The sequence below is a fragment of the Aquirufa sp. genome, assembly GCF_964796385.1.
In genome coordinates, this window is record NZ_CBAUBA010000020.1 from 13575 (window position 1) to 34720 (window position 21146).

At 39.8% G+C, this 21146-nt stretch carries 15 protein-coding genes and 1 tRNA gene; 6 read left to right on the top strand and 10 right to left on the bottom strand.

The window, feature by feature from the left end; all coding sequences use genetic code 11:
* Positions 1–20: 20 nt before the first annotated feature.
* Positions 21–1274, top strand: coding sequence for a DUF819 family protein (locus AC1W6K_RS07500; protein ID WP_481947015.1), 1254 nt, complete (start codon positions 21–23; stop codon positions 1272–1274).
* Here AC1W6K_RS07500 and AC1W6K_RS07505 read toward each other — a convergent pair.
* Positions 1271–2770 (bottom strand): M20/M25/M40 family metallo-hydrolase, encoded by a 1500-nt coding sequence (locus tag AC1W6K_RS07505; protein WP_481947016.1) that lies wholly within the window; start codon positions 2768–2770, stop codon positions 1271–1273. The genes AC1W6K_RS07500 and AC1W6K_RS07505 overlap by 4 nt on opposite strands.
* Positions 2771–3350: 580 nt before the next feature.
* On the opposite strand from AC1W6K_RS07505, the gene AC1W6K_RS07510 reads away from it, so the two are divergent.
* A complete protein-coding gene (locus AC1W6K_RS07510) occupies positions 3351–5273 on the top strand; it encodes a heparinase II/III domain-containing protein (protein WP_481947017.1) in 1923 nt (640 codons plus the stop codon).
* Between the two features lie 405 nt (positions 5274–5678).
* Here AC1W6K_RS07510 and AC1W6K_RS07515 read toward each other — a convergent pair whose 3' ends face one another.
* Complete coding sequence (locus tag AC1W6K_RS07515) at positions 5679–6944, bottom strand: M28 family peptidase (RefSeq protein WP_481947018.1); 1266 nt, start codon at positions 6942–6944, stop codon at positions 5679–5681.
* A 280-nt stretch (positions 6945–7224) separates the two neighbouring features.
* Here AC1W6K_RS07515 and AC1W6K_RS07520 point away from each other — a divergent pair, with 280 nt between their 5' ends.
* The 3 genes from AC1W6K_RS07520 (at position 7225) to AC1W6K_RS07530 (ending at position 10679) form a co-directional block, all read left to right on the top strand.
* Positions 7225–8034 (top strand): Fic family protein, encoded by an 810-nt coding sequence (locus tag AC1W6K_RS07520; RefSeq protein ID WP_481947019.1) that lies wholly within the window; start codon positions 7225–7227, stop codon positions 8032–8034.
* A gap of 125 nt (positions 8035–8159) precedes the next feature.
* Positions 8160–8945: a DUF2490 domain-containing protein gene (locus AC1W6K_RS07525; protein WP_481947020.1), complete on the top strand. Its 786-nt coding sequence runs from the start codon at positions 8160–8162 to the stop codon at positions 8943–8945.
* 168 nt (positions 8946–9113) lie between these two features.
* On the top strand, positions 9114–10679 hold the full coding sequence (locus AC1W6K_RS07530) for a hypothetical protein (protein WP_481947021.1): 1566 nt from the start codon (positions 9114–9116) through the stop codon (positions 10677–10679).
* A 216-nt stretch (positions 10680–10895) separates the two neighbouring features.
* Here AC1W6K_RS07530 and AC1W6K_RS07535 read toward each other — a convergent pair.
* A tRNA-Val gene (locus AC1W6K_RS07535) sits at positions 10896–10973 on the bottom strand.
* A 147-nt stretch (positions 10974–11120) separates the two neighbouring features.
* Here AC1W6K_RS07535 and AC1W6K_RS07540 point away from each other — a divergent pair.
* The gene (locus tag AC1W6K_RS07540) at positions 11121–11897 is read left to right on the top strand and encodes a TerC family protein (protein WP_481947022.1); all 777 of its coding nucleotides are present in this window, start codon (positions 11121–11123) and stop codon (positions 11895–11897) included.
* 118 nt (positions 11898–12015) lie between these two features.
* Here AC1W6K_RS07540 and AC1W6K_RS07545 read toward each other — a convergent pair whose 3' ends face one another.
* From AC1W6K_RS07545 to AC1W6K_RS07575, 7 genes are all read right to left on the bottom strand, one after another.
* On the bottom strand, positions 12016–12435 hold the full coding sequence (locus AC1W6K_RS07545) for a thioredoxin family protein (RefSeq protein ID WP_481720002.1): 420 nt from the start codon (positions 12433–12435) through the stop codon (positions 12016–12018).
* Positions 12436–12580: 145 nt separating this feature from the next.
* Positions 12581–13705, bottom strand: coding sequence for a DNA polymerase III subunit beta (gene dnaN / locus AC1W6K_RS07550; RefSeq protein WP_481720000.1), 1125 nt, complete (start codon positions 13703–13705; stop codon positions 12581–12583).
* A gap of 73 nt (positions 13706–13778) precedes the next feature.
* Positions 13779–15443: a gliding motility-associated ABC transporter substrate-binding protein GldG gene (gene gldG / locus AC1W6K_RS07555; protein WP_481947023.1), complete on the bottom strand. Its 1665-nt coding sequence runs from the start codon at positions 15441–15443 to the stop codon at positions 13779–13781.
* Positions 15444–15509: 66 nt separating this feature from the next.
* A complete protein-coding gene (locus tag AC1W6K_RS07560) occupies positions 15510–17627 on the bottom strand; it encodes a peptidylprolyl isomerase (protein WP_481947024.1) in 2118 nt (705 codons plus the stop codon).
* 115 nt (positions 17628–17742) lie between these two features.
* Complete coding sequence (locus AC1W6K_RS07565; RefSeq protein WP_481947025.1) at positions 17743–18867, bottom strand: aspartate aminotransferase family protein; 1125 nt, start codon at positions 18865–18867, stop codon at positions 17743–17745.
* 131 nt (positions 18868–18998) lie between these two features.
* On the bottom strand, positions 18999–19949 hold the full coding sequence (argC, locus tag AC1W6K_RS07570) for an N-acetyl-gamma-glutamyl-phosphate reductase (RefSeq protein ID WP_481947026.1): 951 nt from the start codon (positions 19947–19949) through the stop codon (positions 18999–19001).
* Positions 19949–21145 (bottom strand): argininosuccinate synthase, encoded by a 1197-nt coding sequence (locus AC1W6K_RS07575; protein ID WP_481719990.1) that lies wholly within the window; start codon positions 21143–21145, stop codon positions 19949–19951. Before AC1W6K_RS07575 ends, argC begins: the two co-directional genes overlap by 1 nt.
* Position 21146 lies beyond the last annotated feature (1 nt).

The following is a 21146-nucleotide window of genomic DNA, read 5'->3' on the forward strand; positions in this document are numbered from 1 at the left end:
TTTAATTAAAATATGATTAAATGAATTTTTTCCAAATCGAGAATGATGCCATTATCGCGGGACTATTTTTAATTCTATTAGCTGGAATTTTTTATAGTGCTGATTCCAATCATGGTTTTTGGAAAAAATTATATGGGGTAGTTCCGCCCTTATTGTTTTGTTATTTGATTCCAGGTTTTCTGAATAGTTACCATGTGATCAGTGGAGAAGCATCTGGTTTATATCGTTTTGCGACGGCTTACTTACTTCCTGCCTCCTTGATTTTATTATTATCGACAGCAAATCTGAAAGCTATCTTTGGATTAGGTAATAAAGCGTTACTTATATTTTTTACAGGTTCAATCGGTATCGTTATTGGCGGCCCTATCGCATTGTATGTTGTCTCGTTCTTTTCTGACAGTTTTCATGTCGCAGCTCAGGAAGCGGGGTATTGGAAAGGATTGGTTACCATCACGGGTTCGTGGATTGGCGGAAGTAGTAGCCAATTGGCATTAAAAGAGATTTATGGATGCTCAGAAGAGCTATTTGTCATCATTTTGGTCATCGACGCTTTGGTGGCCAATGTATGGACAGCGCTCTTATTTTATGGTGCAGGAATTACCCATAAAATTGATGCATGGCTCGGGGCAGATGCAACGTTGATTGAGGATGTCAAAAAAAATATCTTAAAATTTAAGGAGACGAAAGATAAACCTGCCGACTTAAAAGACCTGACATTTATTTTGGGCATAGGATTTGGTGGAACGGCTGTTGCGCATGCGTGTAGTGGCTTAATTTCAAAATTGTTTGCACCACATCGCGACTGGCTCATTGCGCATGGTTTAGAGCCTTTTTCATCCCAATTCTTATGGCTGATACTCTTGTCAACAACGATCGGAATACTTTTATCGTTTACCCGCGTTAGAAAAATGGAAAAGCTAGGGAGCACGGATTTTGCCACGCTCTTTATTTATTTCTTAATTATGACCATTGGCATGCGTCTCAATTTATTTACTATCGGAGCCAACGTTGGATTACTCGCAGTAGCAATAATCTGGATGCTGATACATATTATTTCTATGATTGTAGCTGCCAAAATTATCAAAGCCCCTTTCTTTTTTGTGGCAGTCGGAAGCCAAGCAAATATCGGTGGAGTGGCGACTGCACCCGCCGTGGCTGCAGCTTTTCATCCTTCCTTAGCGCCTGTGGGAGTTTTATTGGCAGTTTTGAGCCATGTCATTGGTACGTATGCTGGCATTATTTCAGCTTGGTTAATGCGCTTGGTGGATGTCTAATCTGCTTTCTGCGTTAAGAGCGCAATACACATCTTCATTCCTTCCTCGTAGTTTTTAATTTTAATGTTCTCGTTGGCAGCATGTATGTTGTTATACGGATTAGGAATTCTAAGTGATACCGCTGGCACGTTTAAGGTTTCGATGAAAGAAGCCATGGGTTGCGAACCACCCGTGGCACGCACCTTTAAAAATTTGCCCACAGCTCTTTCTGTTGCTTTGGATAACCATAGGCCGATTTCAGAATCCATCGGCGTTCTAAAAGGTAGTGATCCTTCTTTTTGTTTCAACGTAGCCAAGGTTTTGAATCTGGCTCTTTGTTGGTCCGTAGGTAAACTATCAATTAATGTAACGCCATGTTGTGTTAAGTAGTTTTTGATTAAACCGATTTGTCTCGAACCGGGTGTTTCGGGAACCAATCGTAAATCTAATTCAGCAATGGCCATACTCGGAATCGTCGTGGTGACTAGTTTTCCTACGTTGGATGCTTGCAAACCACGGATATTTAAGCTGGGGAACTGCATTGCTTCCTGATAAGTTTCTCCCACTTTTTCGGCTTCTGCAATGCCAATTTCCGCATTTATTTCCGCCATATTTTCGGGTATTTCAGCAAATGATTTTTTGTCGGCTGCTGTAATCGTAACTCCATCATAAAACCCTGGAATCGTTACCCGTCCATCATCGTCTTTCATGCCCGCCAAAAGCTTAGCTAATTTTAATGCTGGATTGGGGGCATAGTTGCCATACTGCCCGCTGTGCAAATTTTCTTTGGCACCGTATACCGTTAGGGTTAGCGTGGCGATGCCTCGCGCTCCAAACATGATCGTCGGGATATCCGAAATGTGTCTCGTCCCATCCATGATCACTAGGCGGTCGGCCGCCAAAAGCGCCCGATTCTTTTTGACTAAATCTGCGATGGTGGGGGAACTTAACTCCTCTTGAAAATCCATGATCACCTTGACGTTATATTCAGGTGTAATATTTCTTTTTTTTAGGGCGTTTAAAGCAGAAATTAAACACATGGCAGGGCCCTTTGAATCGGATGCAGACCGAGCAACTATTTTCCATTCAGGGTCTATTTTGGTCTCAATCTCATTCCATGAAACTTCTTCTCCTTTTTGATTTCTAATAACCGGCTCAAAAGGATTAGGTTGATTCCAAGCCGATTTTTCTACGGGTTGACCGTCTATTTGCAGATAAAATAAAACATTGGGCTTTTTGGGGTCGGTTATGTATTCAGCGTATAAATGAGGTATTTTCGACGAAACTAGCTGCGTGGTTTTAAACCCTAAATTTTGAAATGTTTTTTCACACCACTTCAGATTGGTTTCAATTTGTTGGGGATAATTCCCATCATTGGGCATTTGGAGGAATTCTTTGAATGTCAAAAGCGAGCCTTTAATCTCTGACTGTTCAATTTCATTTATTTCGAGCTTGGTGAACTTTTGGCCATAAGCCGACAAAGAGGTAACCAATAGAAGGGCAAAAAGAATTCTCATCTGCATGAAGATTTTATGAAAAATGGGAGAGTGAAAATAGGCAGAATCAAGCAAATAGCATAACTATTTTGCTGTAATACTAAAGCTACTAAGATTTAGTGTTAAATGACTTAAATGGAAGATCGTATTAGGGAAATGCCGGGTACAAATATTCAATTAATTAGTTAAGCTTTTTGCCTGAAAACCCCACTCGTCCTACCACTCCCGTTTAAAAAAACCACCTCGTGTGAGGTGGTTTCTGGTGGCCCAACTAGTTGACTAATTTAGTAGACTAATGAACCTAAATCGTATCTAAACCGAACCAGATTAATCTATTTGTATTTTTGGAGTGTCTTAACGGATTAGTATCCGGTGAAATCCGACTCCTGTGCTCTCTTATTTGCTGCTCTAATTCAGTATTGATTTATTTTATTTAAAATGAAATAATTACTAAATTAGAAACATCGAGAAACACTCCTTAAGGTAAAGTCCACTTTAGTTTGACGACGTACATGCAATAACAAAAAACATGCCCTACTAATGTATCACCAACATCTCATTGTTAAAGCTGTTTTAATCTTACATTTTAACTTGTAAAATAATGATGAAAGTATTGATTTTTTGCCTTATAATTTCAATTTCTGGCTTTTCACAAGTAAGCGAAAGGAATATTTTGTCTCAGAAATATTCGTTGGAATTTCTTTCTAAAAATTTGATTCCCCACAATGAATGGAAGCCATATCCAAAAACGAGTCAGGAATGGCAGGCCATTTTGACTTCTGTGCAAATTGATGAAATAATCAAAATTTCGGAAAACTTGCTTAATTGCCCTATTGCCGAAATTACTGGCTCTATGGCTATGGATTTTGTTCGTTCTGGAGATAGGGAAAATCACGGAAAGGCATCCTTTGGTCGTAGAAACCATTTGGTGCCATTGATTATAGCTGAAAGTATTGAAAATAAAGGACGATTCACCGAAAAGATTTTTAACCTTATGTGGGCTATTTGTGAGGAAAGTTATTGGGGTGTACCCGCCCATATTCGTAGTACTGGGCTACCCGATATTGAAAACCCTGTTGTTGATTTATTTGCCGCTGAAACTGCCGCAGTATTAGGTTTAGCTGACTATTTGATCGGTGAAAAAATGGACAACATTAATCATTTAATAAGAAAAAGAATTTATTTTGAAACGAATAGAAGGGTTTTGCAACCCATTAAAAAATGGGAAAATTATTTTTACCTAAGTCGCACAAAACCAGTCAATAATTGGAATCCGTGGATCATTTCAAACCTTTTGATGGCCAATTTATTTTTGGAAAAAAATGAAACTAGGAGGGTGGAAAATGTAAAAGATTATTTATTTCATTTAGATGCCTACTTAAATAGTTTAGGCGAAGATGGTGGTTGCAATGAGGGTCCTACTTATTGGTTTCATGCTGGGGCTTCTGTATTTGACTTTCTCGAAATTATGAAAAGCGTTTCTAAAGGAAAAATCAATATTTATCATGAGCCTTTGATAAAAAATATGGCTTCATATGTATATAAAATGCACATTTCTAATACTTATTTTGTGAATTTTGCTGATGCAGATCCAAAAATTGAGGAACCCGATGGCTTGCTGCTTTATCGGTTTGGAAAGGCAATTGACGACGAGAAAATGATAGCAATGGGGCAATGGGCATTTTATAAGTTTAATCAAGAAATGACTGTTCCAGGAAGAAATTCAATGCGAGTGATGGAAAACCTGATGTATAGAAATAAAATTCCCATGCAGACCGGACAGTATCAACCCAGCGGAACTTATTATATTGCAGATATTCAGGTACTTAGTTCAAGAACAAAACAAGACTTATTCCTGGCGACACATGGGGGACACAATGCCGAAAGTCATAACCATAATGATGTGGGTGACTTTATTGTATATGCTAATGGAGAACCTATAATAATCGACCCTGGTCGTGGAAATTATACGGCTCGCACCCAAACACAACGTTACGACTTATGGTATACGCAGTCAAACTATCATAATCTACCCATCATCAATGGTATCGGGCAAAGAGTTGGGCGAGAATTTGAGGCAAAAGAGGTTAAATCTATTGTCAATGAAAGTGAAGCAACGTTAAAAATGAATATTGCCTCAGCCTATGAAAAAGAAGCAAAAGTTCAATCTTGGAATCGCTCAATAAGCTTAAATCATCAGAAAAATAGGGTTGAAATTTTGGAAGATTATGTTTTAATCGATAGACCAATTTCATTGCAGCAAGTATTCATGACGGTATGTAAAATTAATATAGATACACCGGGTACCATTGTACTTGAAGCTGAGCATTCAAAATTTGAGATTAGCTATGACCCAAAACTTTGGAAGCCAAGCATTGAACTAGCCTCTACCGAAGGCATGGAATATAAAAAATTTAAAACTAATTGGGGTGGCAAGCCAGTTTCCAGAATAATTCTTGAAAATAAAACCCTCAAGCAAAAAGGTAAGTATGGATTTGTGGTGAAAGAGTTATCTAGTAAATAATACATTGATAATTAATTTCATACTGTTTGTAAGCCTTTGTCAGGTTTATCTAAATGGTCATGATACCATAAAGTTTTTTACCCTGTAAATCGAAAGCGAAATTGGACTGTAAGCGACAACTTTATGAATGGTTTGATTTTAAAACAAAACTAGATCTCGACCGAAATCTCGACTCGTGCTATGCAATTTGCTATCGCTCTCATTAATATGAAGGAATACTTATTTTTGCTATTCATTCTGATGTATTTAATGGTTGAGTTATAGGTTTGAACAAATAAAAATCTCATTAATATCTTATAGAATTAATCTATTCTAATTTTTATGATTTATTCTATGGGAGTGTGGTGAGTTAAAATCAGTCTCTTGTGCTCTTTTGTTTGCTGCTAGGGAATGAAGGTGTTTGCTTTATTTCAGTTGGGTCGTATCTACACGGCTAGGGGTATCTTCCCCGGATATAATACTGGTCGCACTCTTAGCGATCGCCTTAATAATCTCAGTCATATTAGCTAAGTCCAAAGTCTGTACTTCGTCGCTGGCCTTGTGGTAATTAGGTTCACTGTCCATTTTAGAGGTAGAAATGGTATGCGCTGGAACGCCTAATTCTGCTAACGTCGCATTGTCTGAACGGTAAAATAAGTTTTGGTCTGGGTAAGGATCCGGATAAAAGGTAAATGGCGATCCTGTAAGATTCTTTTTTAAAATTTCCCCCATCGAAGATTTCTCATAGCCTGTGATGTAGGCGCTATTTTTACCCCATTTACTTTCTGTACCAATCATCTCCAAATTAAACATGGCTATCACTTGGTCTGGATTGAATTGTTTTGAGAAATAAGAACTTCCGTGGCCCCCGCTTTCCTCGGCTGTAAAGGCCGTAAAAATGAGTGTCCGTTCGTTATCACGCTTTTTAGCGTAGTATTTTGCTAGCATCATTACAGCGGTTGTTCCAGCAGCATCGTCATTCGCCCCGTTGTAGATGGAATCTCCTCGCACAGCTTTCCCGATCCCTAGGTGATCATAATGACCTGAGAAAATAACATATTCATTTGGACGAGATTTGCCAGGAAGGATCCCCACGACGTTAGCTAATTCGAGACGTTCGACTTTTTGGACCGCGGTGATTTTAAACTTGGCAGGTATGGTATTGGCAATCACGAAAATTATGTTGGCCTGTGATTCTCTGAGCGGACCTCTGCCCGACAGGCGAGGAATATATTTTGCAAAGCTCTCGTGCAAGAAAGCGATGGTGGGCTTTTTGGCATTCATAATCGTGTAAGCATTTTGGCCAAAATTAGCTCCCTCTTGAATGCTTGCCACTTCGTAACCCGATTTTTCGTCGAGTTCAACTGAAGACTCTTTGGAAATAATCGCGATTTGGTTTGCCTCTAAAGATTTTTCATCCACGCGTATGTTAGCGGAAATTAGCGAAGACTTAAACATGGGGAAAGTTTGCAAATACGTTCCGTTGGTCTTTTGCAATTTTGCTTTTTTGAATTCTTCTGCAATGAAATTCGCGGCCTTTTCTATGCCTGGTGTAAAGGGTTTTCTGCCGGCCAACTCATCTGAGGCTAAATAGGTTTCGATGCGCTCCGTTTCTGCGCGCGAAATAATTTTGTCAATTTTTTGCGCCTGAGCCAGTAAGGGTAGCGCTATGAGTAGTAAGATTTTATTCATTGGAAATTTTTTTTCCGACAATATTACAAAATTACCTACAGAATGGATGTTAATGTTAGGAAAAGGAATCTGGTAGGGAAAACTCTTTTTTATTAGATCTCCGTCTAGAATATTCATTATCAGTCGCCTAAATTTTGGTAATTTATCGTGAAAATTTGCATATTTACATAATATTTCACGATCAATAGGTTTGATCAACATGATAAACCAAACTACAAAAGATAAAATTGAGGCATTGCGTCAGCAATACATGAATTTGACAAAGGGAAATGAACCTTTGTTGAAAGAAATAGCCCTTGCCGAAATTCCAGAAATGGTTTACAACTCAAATGCGATTGAAAACTCTACACTTTCCTTAGAAGACACCGAAAAAATTCTTTTAGGAGGCATTTTGGGGCGAAAAGTAAATGTTCGTGAAGTATACGAAGCTAAAAATTTAGCTACGGTTACAGAAGCTTTATTGGAAAAAAACAATTCGACACTCCAAATCAAACTCATTTTAAGTTGGCACAAAATCTTACTCACCCTAATTGACAACAACATTGCTGGTCGATTTAGAATAGGTAAAGAATGGGTACGGGTAGGTAATCACTTGGGAGCAAATCCGCAGTTTGTAAATATGCTCATGCAAAGGTTGGTCGATGATTACAATAAGAATAAAACAAGCTATTTTTTAGATGCTATTGCAAACTTTCATGCAGAGTTTGAAACCATTCATCCTTTTGTGGATGGGAATGGGCGTATGGGTAGAATACTTATCAATTTGCAGTTAATGAATGCAGGATTTCCGCCGATTATCATTCAAAATAAAAGCAAGCATACCGAATATTATCCACTATTTTCTCAGTTTCAAACTACAATGAAATTTGGTGGTTTTACTGAATTATTTGCCTTGCTTTTGCAAGAAAGTTTACACAAACGAATAACCCTACTCAACGCAAAAAAAATAATTCCTCTTTCCATATGGGCTTTGCAAAAAACCATTAAAGCAAATGTGGCTGCCAACAAAGCCAAAAGGCAAACCATTCCTGCCTTTCGCCTCCGTGAAAAATGGATGATTGCAGAAGAATATAATCCAACCGAACAATGAACGAAGAAGAAATAAGCGAACAATTTTTTGACGACGCAAAACAGAAGTTAAAAAGCTAAATGCGCTTTAATATACTCTGCTAGTGCGGAGAGTTGATATTTTTAAGGTTTTAATTTTTTATGGAAATGAAGTTTAAATTATTTTTAGTGTTGCTATTGATGAATCTTCAAGTTTCATTAGCTCAAAACAACCGCCTTGAAACGACCAATAAAATTGGATGGTATAGTTACACGGGAACTTTTAAAGTATCTGAAAAAGTAGGCATACATACGGAATATCAATGGCGCAGAAATAACCTGATTGCCTTTTGGCAACAAAGTCTTTTAAGAACGGGGTTAAATTATAATGTAAACGCAAGAGTACTTTTTCGATTAGGTTATGCAGTGGCAGAAACGTACCCTTATGGCGAGTATCCCTTAAATGGATTGGGTAGGAGCTTTACCGAACATAGAATTTTTGAAATGGTTCAACTTGCACATAAAGAGGGTTTAGTCGATTTTTCTCACCGATTTATGTTGGAACAAAGATTTATTGGAAAATATAGTTCGGCAAACGAGTACACAGAAGACGAATTTCCACTGTCCGGTAGAGCGAGATATATGATTCGCCTTCAGGTACCATTAAAGGGTAAAGAAATAAAAGATAAGACACCGTATGTTGCGGTTTACGATGAGATTCTTATTGGATTTGGGAAAAATGTGAATGCAAATGTTTTTGACCAAAACAGAATAGGTATTTTAGTGGGCTACCGCTTCAATAAAAATGTCAGGATCGAAGGAGGTTATTTAAATCAAACGTTGCAATTAGGTAGACTCATTAATGGAAAAAATGTATTTCAGAATAATAATGGAATTATTATTAATACTAATTTCAATATCGATATGAAAGGGAAAGCGGCAGATAAAAAATAATTAGTTGAAACCATTTAAGATATTTAACACGTATTTTAGGATTGTCGGTAAATCGCCGGCAAAAACTTGTCAGTCGGTAGTAAATTTGGATCATCAAAGGGGATATTTCTTGCATTGTTTAAAAGCGAGATCTTAATTTGTGAAGACTGTTGGCATTATTAAATTCATATGAAAAATAGCAGGTATCTATTTCTTTTCGCATTTCTGACCTCTACGCTTTGTCGTGTCGCTCAAAGTCAGACTTCACCCGAAAAGATAAAATTTGTGAGGCAGGGGGTAAAGAGATTGATTTTTGACGAAAAACAATCCATTCATTTGGCGGGAATTGAACCAGGTAAAATCATCGGATTATCTGCTATGCATCCCATCAGGCATTACTCGGATGATCACTCCAAGGTATTTGTTAGCGAAGACAAACTGCTTATTCAATCAGCGAAAGAAAGCCAGACATCCATTTGGTTTGGGGGTTTTAATTCATTTGTAACGTACTCCATTGATCTCGCTTCTTGCTCTGGAAAAGGAGAAATTGGTTTTGAATTTTCGGATGCCAATAAAAAAGAACAATGCTTTATCAAGATTGAATATAAGGACTCAATACTGACTGAAGTAAAGTTGAGAGTCGTTAAAAATGCTAAGGAAATTATAGATAAATCAATTGCAGTAAACCTTGATGAAGTAAAAAACATAAAAGGTAGAATTATTCTTCAAATGCTGGGCAGTGGATTTACTTTGTATTTGCAAGATCAAGGATTGCCACAAGTCATTGGACAAAGTGATTTTAACACCTACATTGATTTACGCGAAAAAAAGTATTTGCATTCTTTTCAATCACAGCTATTTGTACATCTGAAAGAAGGACAAGTTCAGATCAAGAAGGTTGAAATGGCTATTTCCACCGGTATTGGGTTGGCTGATATACGAACTATAACCTATGAAAATGGAGATCCTATGCTCGATCAGGGGCGATTGTGGTATACCATGTCGATTCGTGGCCGTGCCTTAGATCATCATATTCAAGGGGTATTTAGTATGGATCCAACGGTCTTTGATGTCAATCTTGAGGGAATTATCTTGTTTGATCGTAATGATGGAATATTAAGAAATGAGGTGGCTACACATCTTTTTTATGATAGAAAAAATAAGGTTTGGCGCGGATTGACTACTGGTTTTAGCGCTTTTGCGAATCCTAGTCAAGAAAAAAAACAACTGCTGGCCATTGAGAGTAAAAAGGATCCTCGATTTGGTTTTTCGACTATGGCTGCTGTCCCTATTGACATGGTGGGAGATATTGAAGACCCGCATATATTATTTGATTCAGTGGCACATAAATGGCGCATGCTGACTTGTGAAAATCTGAATGGCTATAAAGCTGTGGTGTTGGAATCCGATGATTGGAATAAAAGATATAAAAGAATTGCGGGTCCTGTCGCACATAATTCGACCGGAACATCCATTCAAAAAATAGGCGATAAATTGTTTTGTTTTTCAGGTAGTTCGGATCGGAAAATATATATATACCGTTATCCTGGGCTCCAGGAAGTAGGCAGTTTGCAGATGGATTTACCCCCTTGGGATGAAACATCTGGCACAAGAGTATGGCCTAACGTAGTTCAATTGCCAGAAGGCTATCCATTTCGATATATGGCATTAATGATGGACCGGTTTAATTACCCTGGCTTGAAAGGTCCAAATTGGACTTACGGTGCAATTTATCTATACCACGGATATGATTAAGCAATGGAACTACGAAGGAGTATAAGACGAATTAAGAACGAATGCCAATAACAAAATAGGTTAGTCCATTATCAACAAATTAAAAGGGTCGTTCCTGTTTATTAGGGAGTGTTTAATTTTAAACAAAGTCACATTTCACCTGAAAACCCCACTCGTGCTACCTGTTTTGCTACCACTCCCGTAAAATAAAAGAATCCACCCTTTTGAGGTGGATTCTGGTGGTCCCACTAGGATTCGAACCTAGGACCCCCTGCTTGTAAGGCAGGTGCTCTGAACCAGCTGAGCTATAGGACCAATCTGTTAAATTGGTTTGCAAATATCTGTCTTTTATTTTTTTTATGCAAGTCGGCACTTGAATAAACTTGATTTTTTTTATCTCTAAGGCCTATTTTTTGATTATCTGCTTGAAACACACCATCTTTGCAAGCAAATAAATTTACCATGGAATCGCTTTTTAGCCTAGACAATCTTATTAGTCTTCTTACATTAACCTTTTTGGAAATCGTTTTGGGGATTGATAATATTATTTTCATTTCCATTACGGCTTCCCGATTGCCCAAAGAAAGTCAAGCGAAAGCCCGAAACATCGGTTTGGTCTTAGCCATGGTCTTCCGTGTCATCTTGCTTTTTGGTATTTCCATTTTGATTTCACTTCAAAAGCCATTCATGCACATTGATACCACATACTTTAAAGTTGCACCCACCGGTCAAGGCGTGATTTTGTTCATCGGAGGATTATTTTTGTTGTACAAGGCTACCAATGAAATCTTTATGAAACTAGAAGGGGAGGAGGAGCACAGTACTAAAGCCGGTAAGGCGATAAACAGTGTCGCTAAAGTAGTGACTCAAATTGCACTGATTAACCTAGTATTTTCAATTGATTCCATCTTGACGGCCATAGGTCTTTCAGATAATATGTGGATTATGATTATCGCCGTTGTGGTATCGGCTGTCATCATGATGGCCTTCTCGGGGCCTGTTGGCCGTTTTGTCAACAACCACCCGTCGCTTCAAGTCCTCGGATTATCTTTCTTGATTATGATTGGTTTTATGTTAATCGCCGAAGCTAGCCACGGTTCTGAACTAAGCATCCTTGGAAATAGTATCGGTGAGATCCCCAAAGGCTATCTATATTTCTCCATTGCATTCTCGCTCTTTGTTGAATTTATCAATATCAAAATGCGTAAGCGTAATAAGCCAGTAGACCTTAAGAGGTAAAATAGACTTCAGACGTTAGACGCTAGACGTTAGCTATTGAATTAAATCAAAAAGACCCTAAGGAATATTCCCTAGGGTCTTTTAATATTTCTAATGTCCAGCGTCTAACGTCTGACGTCTATTTTTTTATTGCCTTCGCTACGCCCAACAACTCCTTAGCGCCACCTTGTGGTAAGCCCAATACCTTCTTTTTAACCTTGCCTGACGCATCCATAAAGATTATCGTTGGGTAGCCTTCAATTGGATACATATTTGCCAAAGCAGGTCCTTCACCCGCCTCCATGTCGACACCAATCGACACGAAATTTGCATTGATGTAATCGCCCAACTCTTTATTAGGGAATACTTTGTTCTTTAATACTTTACATGGGCCACACCACGTCGTGTAGGCGTCCAACATGATTAATTTGTTTTCCTTCTTTGCCTTCTCTTTCGCCTGGCGAAATGTTCCCTCAAAGAATTTGACACCATCACCTTCCGCTGCGATAGCTGGGAGAGTTAAAAGGGATAGGAATAGGATGCTTACTAGTTTTCTCATTACAAGTTGATTTAGTCCGAAGTCAACAGTCCGGAGTGAATTTAAGGTATGACGTCTAATGTCCAACGTCTAACGTCTATTGTCTGATGTCTAATGTCTAATGTCTGACGTCTGTGTTAAATTCGTATAATTAAAACCAAAGGTTTTAATTATACGAATTTAACATCACCGGCATCACCAGCAACAACACATCTTCGTGCTCATCCTGGTCAGACGGGATAATTAAGCCAGCTTTATTTGGCTCACTTAATCTAATATCTACAAATTTCGAAGATAAATTTCCTAGTAATTCAGAGATCAATTTGGCATTAAAGCCGATCTCCATGTCCTTACCAGCATATTCGCAGGCCAACGACTCATTCGCCTCATTCGAGTAATCCAAATCCTCAGCAGATAATGTCAAGCTATTCGACGTTAACTTCAAACGAATCTGGTGCGTCGTCTTATTCGAGTAAATCGAAATACGCTTCACCGAACTCAAGAATTCCAAGCGATTTATCGTCACAATCTCATTGTTCTCCTTCGGAATCGCATTCTCATATTCTGGGAAACGCTCATCGATAATCCGACAAATCAACTGGAAACTTTCAAAACTAAAGAAGGCATTCGATGCACTAAATTCAACCGTTACTTGCGTGTCAGCCGTAGGCAATGTCGACTTCAATAAGGACAACGCTTTCTTAGGTAAAATTAAGCTACTCTGCGCCTCAGGACGTATATCCGTTCTGCGGTAACGTACCAAACGATGTCCGTCCGTCGCCACAAAATTCGTATGATCTCCCATCATTTGAATCAATACCCCCGTCATAGCTGGACGCATATCATCATTTGAAACGGCCAACAATGTATTCGAAATGGCCTCACCTAATGTTAATGCCGATAATGTAATCGATTGATTTTTGGCAACCTCTGGAATCCTCGGGAAATCAATTGGATTCTCACCACTTAATTTAAACCGACCATTTTGTGTCGAAATCTCCGCTCCAAATGTGCCTTGATCCGCGCCAATTGTTACCGGTTGATCCGGTAAACTACGCAACGTCTCCAACAATAAACGTGCCGGCAAGGCGATAGATCCATTCTCAAATCCCTCCACATCCAAGGTCGTAGTCATCACCGTCTGTAAATCAGACGCCGTTAATTTCAAGGTATTACCCTCCAATTCAACTAAAATGTTCTCCAAAATTGGGATGATTGGATTACTTGCGACTACCCCATTAATGGCGGAAATCTGCTTCAATAACACATTGGAGGCGACTAGAAATTTCATTGCTTATCGTTAATTTATGACGTACGTTTTCAAACCTCGAAGTTAAAAGAATTAAGCAACAAAGCCAAGCCCTTTAGCGATTGTATTTATTCCGGCGATAGAGCACCACCATCAAACTAAACAATCCACCAAACAAAATAGGCAGTAGCATATTTATGCCCTGCCAAAATCCCTTCTCTGCCTGAATCTTTCCTTTGTCCAAAGGACGAAGTCGGATGTTTTTGCTGCGGGCCAATAAAGCCTTTTGGTCATCCAATAGGTACTGTAATCCATTCAAGATAAAGTCGGCATTCGCAAAGGTATGCTTGGAAAATGGATCAAACCCCAAAGCCAACGGTCCCTTCGTTTCCGGATCAATGCCATTCAATGCAATGTCACCGTCACCTACCAGAATCAACCCACCCGCTTGATCGGATTCACCTAAAAACCCTTTTTGTAAACTATCGTTTGGCAAAGGCCTATTTTGAAATACCGACTTAAATCGACCCTCCAATAAATACGCAATTACCTGCGTACCCGCCTTATATTTTGCCGGATCAAAATCCTTGCCTGTTGATGCAAATGGCAAGGTCGCCGGTGCCTGCTGCACCTGTGTATAGGTACTCGTCTGTAATAATGGGGTCTTTTTTAAAGAATTAGCACTTGCTACCGTATCTATACTCGACACAAAGCGCCCATAGACCGCATCTAAATTCTTAGTTATCAACGTCGCCGGATTACCACGCAATAACGGAAACGCAGGCCAAGGCATTAATTCGATACGCGGTTTATTTCCATAATTTCCTATGGCCAACGGAATCGCCCCACACAATGACGCATCTTTCACCCAATTGCTATTCAAGCGTAATCCATATCGGTAGAAAAGAGCATTTAAGCCAACATCCATCACCGAACTTACCAAACCCTGATTCGCAATGGTATCCGTCCGCACACCCTCCATAAAGAAAATACCTTTACCTCCTTTGACCAAAAATTGATCAATCTTGTATTGATCCGACGGGCTGAAAACACGGTCTGGCTGAATCAAACAAATCGCATCCAATCCATCTAATGTCGCCGAAGCGCCTAAGTCAACTGGATATAAATCGTATCGCTTGCGTAAAGCAGCAATCAGACTTAACTGATTCACTGCCGGTATGTGATTGTAATCCATCAGAAAACCGATTCTCTTACGCTCCTTTTGCGCCAAGCTTTGAATTCCTTGCATAATCTCGTATTCCAATCCCTCAATCGACTGATTCAATACCTCTTGCGGATTCGCTAATTGATTGCCTTTAAGTAATAAAACGCCTACCGATCTTTCCCCTTTTGTTATTACTAAACCCGGAAAAGCCAATTGCTGCACCTGCTTTCCATCTTGCTTATTGACAATATTCGTCGGCGGTAACCCCAAGGAATCCAACTGAAATATCATCCGCTCCCGTTCCTGCTCATCCGGGTACTCCGCATACAAATCAATTTGCTCGATTTCGATAGTCTGAGGGCTTTGACTTTTTATATCTGCCAATATACTAATCGTCGCCTGCTCGAGACGCTTAAAGCCACCGGGAAGTCCATCTCCGCCTAAGTAAACTTGAATACGAATGGGCGCATCCAATGCCTGTAGGTTCGTCAGCGTAGATGCACTTAACGTAAATTTTTTATCCTCACTGATATCCCAACGCATACGAATGAATGGACTCGCAACTAGTAGCGCGATACCCATTCCAAGCCATAAGATCCAACGATTTTTTATCATACTTAGCTTTCAAAAAAGAAAAGCATTCCTTACAGAATGCTTTTCAATCTATCTTTTATTAAACGATCAATAAAATTTGTATCGCTTATCTTCAATTTTCGCATTTTCTTTAATTGCCTCATTGATGTAGAACGAAGTACGTTGCAAATTCATCGATTGAATTTGGTTTTTGTAAACCGAATAATCCGCTAAAGCAGGTGCTTCCATTGAATTAGTTTTCTCTGCGATAAACACGCCATTTTCGCCTACGAATACCGAACTACGTTTTCCATTTTTCAAACCTGCTATGCGGCCTAAGGCAATCGCATCTGGTCCAGCCGTATTTAACATACCGGCTGACAACGTAATATCTTGTACAGACTCAACCAATGCACCTGCACCATATTTCTGTGCAATTTGCTCCAATGTACCTTTGATTCCCGCAAGCTTCGTTGAAATCTGCTCACCTTTCATTTGATTACGAACCATGGCAGTCAACTCCTCACGGAAGTCATTCACTTTTACATTTTCTTTCTCTGTTTTTCCAGTTAAATAAGCCACAATGTATTGATTATCTTGTTCGAAAACTTTCTTCGAACCATCACCTATCGACGTGTTATCATCAAATGCCCAACGAACAATTTCACGTGCATTACTTAAATTATTGATCGCTGAGGAATTCTCTAATAAACGTTCAGCACGCATCATGATAATGTTTTTGTCTTTCTTTATCGCAACTTCAAATGCAGCTTGTGTTCCGTTTGCATTCGCAAAAGCATCTGCTTGTGTGAATATTTTATCCAATGTAGCCTGTGAAGGAGCAATCGTTTTGTTGATGGCTGCCAATTTATAGCTCGTATTTGTTTTGGCATCTGTTACTTTAACTACGTGGAAACCGAAATCAGTTTCAATCACACTTGGCATTAGACCAACACCATTATAGCCAAACAATTCTTTTTCAAATGATTTGACCATTGACCCATTATTTTTGAAATAACCTAAATCACCACCATTTTGAGCAGTGCCATCCATGCCATTCATTTGAGCCAATGTCTCAAAACTTCCACCACCTTTAACTTGCGTTAAAATAGCCTCCGCACGTTGTCTTGCCTGTGCTTTCGCCGAATCGGATTTATTGGCAGGAGCAATCAAAATATGACTAGCACGCATCGTAAACAATGAGTCTTTCTTCACGCCACCATATTTATAGATCGAGTACGTTAACCCTTCTTTAAATGGACCATAGATTCCACCCACTTGGAAAGTACCTAGTTGAGTTTTAACCACTTCTGGAATTTCAGCATAAGGTAATAAATATGGAGTCCGCACATCTGAATTTAACATCGCAAATGCTGAGTCATTCGGTGCAACCGCTAAATCTTTCGCTAATTTTTTGATTTGTGAATAGAATTCGGCTGTGTCTTGCTTCGTTGGAATAACGGGGAAAGTTGCATACTGAATTGAACGTGTATTTGTTCCCTTGTATTGATCTTTATGCTTAGCTAAATAATCTTCCAATTGCGAATCTGTCACTTTAACAGTAGAGTCCGAAACAGAGAAGAACGGTACATATAAGAAACGCGCATTGAATTTAGAAGTTTGTGCTTGGTATTCTTTCGCCGCATCTGCCTGTGTCACGTAGTTCGACATACGCATTAAATTCTCATACTTCGCGCGGATACGATCTTGTGCAATTGATTTCTCAAAACTCGCCCAGCCTTGTTGTTGTTGTGCCGGCATTGTCTTCAAATTCTTTAAAAACTGAATGACAAAGGACTTGTCAAATTGACCCGTTTGTGGATTAGTGAATTGCTGGCGCACCGAAGGATGAATGTAATTTCCTTGAACCATATCAATTAATTCTTCCTCTGAAACACGTAATCCCAACGCATCAAACTCTTTTTTATAAGCAATATCCAAAACGTATTGGTTCCAAACTTGATCACGAATCATCGTCGCCTCTTGCTCGGATGGGCCTTTGCCTGTTTGTGCTGTGTAATTAGCCGTCGCCTCTTCTACCTTTTTTTGGAAATCTTGAATGAGAATACTTTCACCGGCAATATTGCCAACCTCCTGTGAGCTTCCGCCAAACAAGGATGATTTTCCTTGGAAAATATCACTTCCTATGAGAAACAACACTAAACTGATCGCGATAGCCGCTGCTGCAACCCCTGATTTCTCTCTAATTTTTGTAATTAATGCCATTGGTATGAATAAATAATTGTTTTTAATTTCTCTTTAATTGCCGATAATTTCGTGAACAAAAGAAACGCAAAATAATCACATTTCTATTCAAAAAGCAAGTCGGAACTAAACTAATCTATGCCTTTAAGGTCTTTGTCAAACTTTCTAGGAACCGATCTGCAATGGATTGGTCTATGCCTAAACTTGGCAGTAGCCGTAAGGTGTGTTTTCCGGCATACCCGCAAAAGATGTGATGGGTGTTCAATAACGTATCACGCACTGGTCCTACGGGGATTTCAAGTTCAATTCCAATCATCAAACCACGGCCACGAACTTCCTTGATTCCGGAGATTCCTGCCAATTCCCCCATCAGGTAATCACCTACCTTTGTTGAATTTTCAAGTAATTTTTCTTCCTGAATGATGTCTAAAACCGCATTCGCCGCCGTGCAGGCTAAGTGATTTCCACCAAATGTCGTCCCCAATAATCCATAACTTGCTTGAATATGTGGTGCGATTAAAACGCCACCGATCGGAAAACCATTTCCCATGCCTTTCGCAGTAGTCATCATATCGGGATGAATATCGGCAAATTGGTGTGAAAAGAATTTACCAGAACGTCCGTAACCACATTGCACGGAATCTAATATTAATTGCGCGCCCGTTTCATCACAACGTGTTCTTAACGCTTGTAAAAATTGGTTTGAAGCGACGTGTATTCCACCTACGCCTTGAATTCCTTCAACAATTACTGCTGCTGTTTCTTCGGTAATTACCTGTGCCAAACTCTCAATTTGATTGAATGGGTGGAAGCTTACATGCGAAGTGTCATTGATGGGAGCGACGATGCTTGGGTTGTCGGTGACTGCCACCGCACCCGCCGTTCTTCCATGAAATGCTTTGGTAAATGAAACTACTTTCTTGCGTCCTGTATGAAATGAGGCCAATTTTAAGGCGTTCTCATTTGATTCGGCTCCGGAATTTGTTAGGAATAATTGGAAGCTTGGGTATCCCGAAATGCGACCTAATTTTTCGGCTAATTCTTCCTGACCTGAAATGATAATTGAGTTTGAATAGAATCCAATGTTGCGCAGTTGCTCCGTCATCTTCGCCACATAATGTGGATGCGAATGCCCGATGGAAATCACCGCATGACCTCCATATAAATCTAAATATTCCTGCCCATCTTTTGCCCATACCGTACTTCCCTGTGCTTTCACAAGTTCGATCGGGTAAAGTGGGTAAACGTCGAATAGTTTCATAGTATAGTCATCAGTCACTAGTCGCTAGTCACTAGTCGCTAGTTTATATTTATTCTTACCTCTTATTTGTCACTTCTCACATCCAACCTCTAACCTCTAACGTCCAATGTCTAACGTCTAGCGTCTAACGTCTAAAAATTTGCTGCTTTGAGCCTCAACCCCGCTGATTCGTCCCAGCCGAGCATTAGGTTCATGTTTTGAACGGCTTGACCTGAGGCGCCTTTTAACAGGTTATCGATCACGGAGCTAATTAAAATTTGGCCTTCGTGAACTTCTAGGTGCAAAAAGCATTTGTTCGTGTTGACCACTTGCTTGACATCCACCGCTTGGGGGCTGACAAAAACAAAGGGCGAATCGCGGTAGTAGTTTTCGAATAAATCAATAGCCTCTTCCTGAGTTCCCGCGAAATCCGTGTACACATTCGCCATAATTCCCCGCGTAAAATTACCGCGATATGGAATGAAGTTGACCTTAGGCACAGGGTACTCAGACCCCAAAACCATGCCTATTTCTGTCAAATGCTGATGTGTGAAGGCTTTATATATGCTAATATTATTGTTTCTCCAGGAGAAATGACTCGTTGGTGATAATGCCTGACCTGCACCCGTCGACCCCGTAATCGCCGAAACATGCACGGCTGATTTGATCAATCCCGCGGTGGCTAATGGCAACAAGGCTAATTCGATTGATGTGGCAAAACAACCCGGATTGGCAATTTTATTCGCAGTACGGATTTTTTCTTTTTGAAATTCAGGTAGCCCATAGATAAAACCTTCCGATTCATCCCGGAAATCTGTGCTCAAATCTATGATTTTGGTATGCCAAGGAACCTCGTTGGCCGCTAGGAATTTCTTTGATTCCCCATGTCCAGAACATAAAAACAATACATCCACAGGACATAGCTGATCGCAGAATCGCACATGCGTCGAGCCTAGTAAGTCGGTGTGCACATCTGAAACCAATTTCCCAGCCTGTGAATTTGACATAATACACGTCAAAACTACATCGGGGTGGTTCACCAAAATGCGGAGTAATTCACCTCCCGTGTAACCTGCCGCACCTACGATTCCGATCTTTGCCATTAGTTTGATTCGTTAACTTTCCGGTGGATCATGGTTTGGTTCGAAACAATTTTCGAGAATCCACGCACATCATCGCCCGTCCAGGCTTTATTCATTTCGCCATATGCACCAAATGCAGATGACATTAAGTCAAATTTAGACTCAATTCCGGTTACTTGGAATTGGTACGGCGACAATACCACATGTACCGTTCCCGTCACATTATCTTGGGTATCTGCTAGAAATGTTTCAAAATTACGCATTACGGGCTCTAAGAATTGGCCTTCGTGCAACAAGGTTCCATACATATCACCAATGTTCTGCTTCCAGTATAATTGGTGTTTAGTCAATACATGTTTCTCTAATAAATGATGCGCCTTGATGATGATTAATGGGGCAGGAGCCTCAAAACCCACACGTCCTTTGATGCCAATAATCGTATCGCCCACGTGAATATCCCGACCGATCGCATAGGCACCCGCTCTAGCAGTCAATTCGCGAATCGCATCTACCGTGCTTGGGAAGGTGTTTCCGTCGATGCCCACTAATTGGCCATATTCAAATTGTAAAGATATTTTAGTTGGCTTAGTTTCGGTCAACTGCGTTGGCCAAGCTTCTTCCGGTAAATAACCATCCGAAGTCAGGGTTTCTTTTCCGCCAACGGACGTTCCCCAAAGACCTTTGTTGATGGAATAGGTCGATTTATGCCATTCCTGAACGACACCTTTAGATTTCAAGTAGTCGATTTCAGCTTCACGTGATAATTGTAAATCGCGAATTGGGGTAATAACCTCGCATTCAGGTGCAAGTATACGGAAGACCACATCGAAGCGCACTTGGTCATTTCCGGCACCTGTACTGCCATGCGCAATTGCTTTTGCGCCAATCTTTGCTGCATATTTAGCTACGGCTGTGGCTTGAAAAACACGCTCAGCAGATACAGAAAGTGGATATGTATTGTTTTTCAACACATTGCCAAACACTAAATATTTGATGCAGTCTTGGTAATACGATTCAACGACATCCAAAGTTACATGGGATGTAACGCCTAAGGAATATGCTTTTTCTTCAATGGTTTTTAATTCTTCAGGAGAGAATCCGCCGGTGTCAACTAAGGCTGAATGCACTTCCATTCCGCGTTCCTCTGTTAAATATTTGACACAATAGGAGGTATCTAATCCGCCACTAAAGGCTAAAATTACTTTCGGCTTGCTCATA

Coding starts and splice junctions, on each gene's coding strand:
- gldG (WP_481947023.1), bottom strand. CDS start 15,443: ATGATAAAAAATCGTTGGATCTTATGGCTTGGAATGGGTATCGCGCTA.
- AC1W6K_RS07540 (WP_481947022.1), top strand. CDS start 11,121: ATGGAATCGCTTTTTAGCCTAGACAATCTTATTAGTCTTCTTACATTA.
- AC1W6K_RS07500 (WP_481947015.1), top strand. CDS start 21: ATGAATTTTTTCCAAATCGAGAATGATGCCATTATCGCGGGACTATTT.
- dnaN (WP_481720000.1), bottom strand. CDS start 13,705: ATGAAATTTCTAGTCGCCTCCAATGTGTTATTGAAGCAGATTTCCGCC.
- AC1W6K_RS07545 (WP_481720002.1), bottom strand. CDS start 12,435: ATGAGAAAACTAGTAAGCATCCTATTCCTATCCCTTTTAACTCTCCCA.
- argC (WP_481947026.1), bottom strand. CDS start 19,949: ATGGCAAAGATCGGAATCGTAGGTGCGGCAGGTTACACGGGAGGTGAA.
- AC1W6K_RS07530 (WP_481947021.1), top strand. CDS start 9,114: ATGAAAAATAGCAGGTATCTATTTCTTTTCGCATTTCTGACCTCTACG.
- AC1W6K_RS07510 (WP_481947017.1), top strand. CDS start 3,351: ATGATGAAAGTATTGATTTTTTGCCTTATAATTTCAATTTCTGGCTTT.
- AC1W6K_RS07515 (WP_481947018.1), bottom strand. CDS start 6,944: ATGAATAAAATCTTACTACTCATAGCGCTACCCTTACTGGCTCAGGCG.
- AC1W6K_RS07575 (WP_481719990.1), bottom strand. CDS start 21,145: ATGAGCAAGCCGAAAGTAATTTTAGCCTTTAGTGGCGGATTAGATACC.
- AC1W6K_RS07525 (WP_481947020.1), top strand. CDS start 8,160: ATGAAGTTTAAATTATTTTTAGTGTTGCTATTGATGAATCTTCAAGTT.
- AC1W6K_RS07560 (WP_481947024.1), bottom strand. CDS start 17,627: ATGGCATTAATTACAAAAATTAGAGAGAAATCAGGGGTTGCAGCAGCG.
- AC1W6K_RS07505 (WP_481947016.1), bottom strand. CDS start 2,770: ATGAGAATTCTTTTTGCCCTTCTATTGGTTACCTCTTTGTCGGCTTAT.
- AC1W6K_RS07565 (WP_481947025.1), bottom strand. CDS start 18,867: ATGAAACTATTCGACGTTTACCCACTTTACCCGATCGAACTTGTGAAA.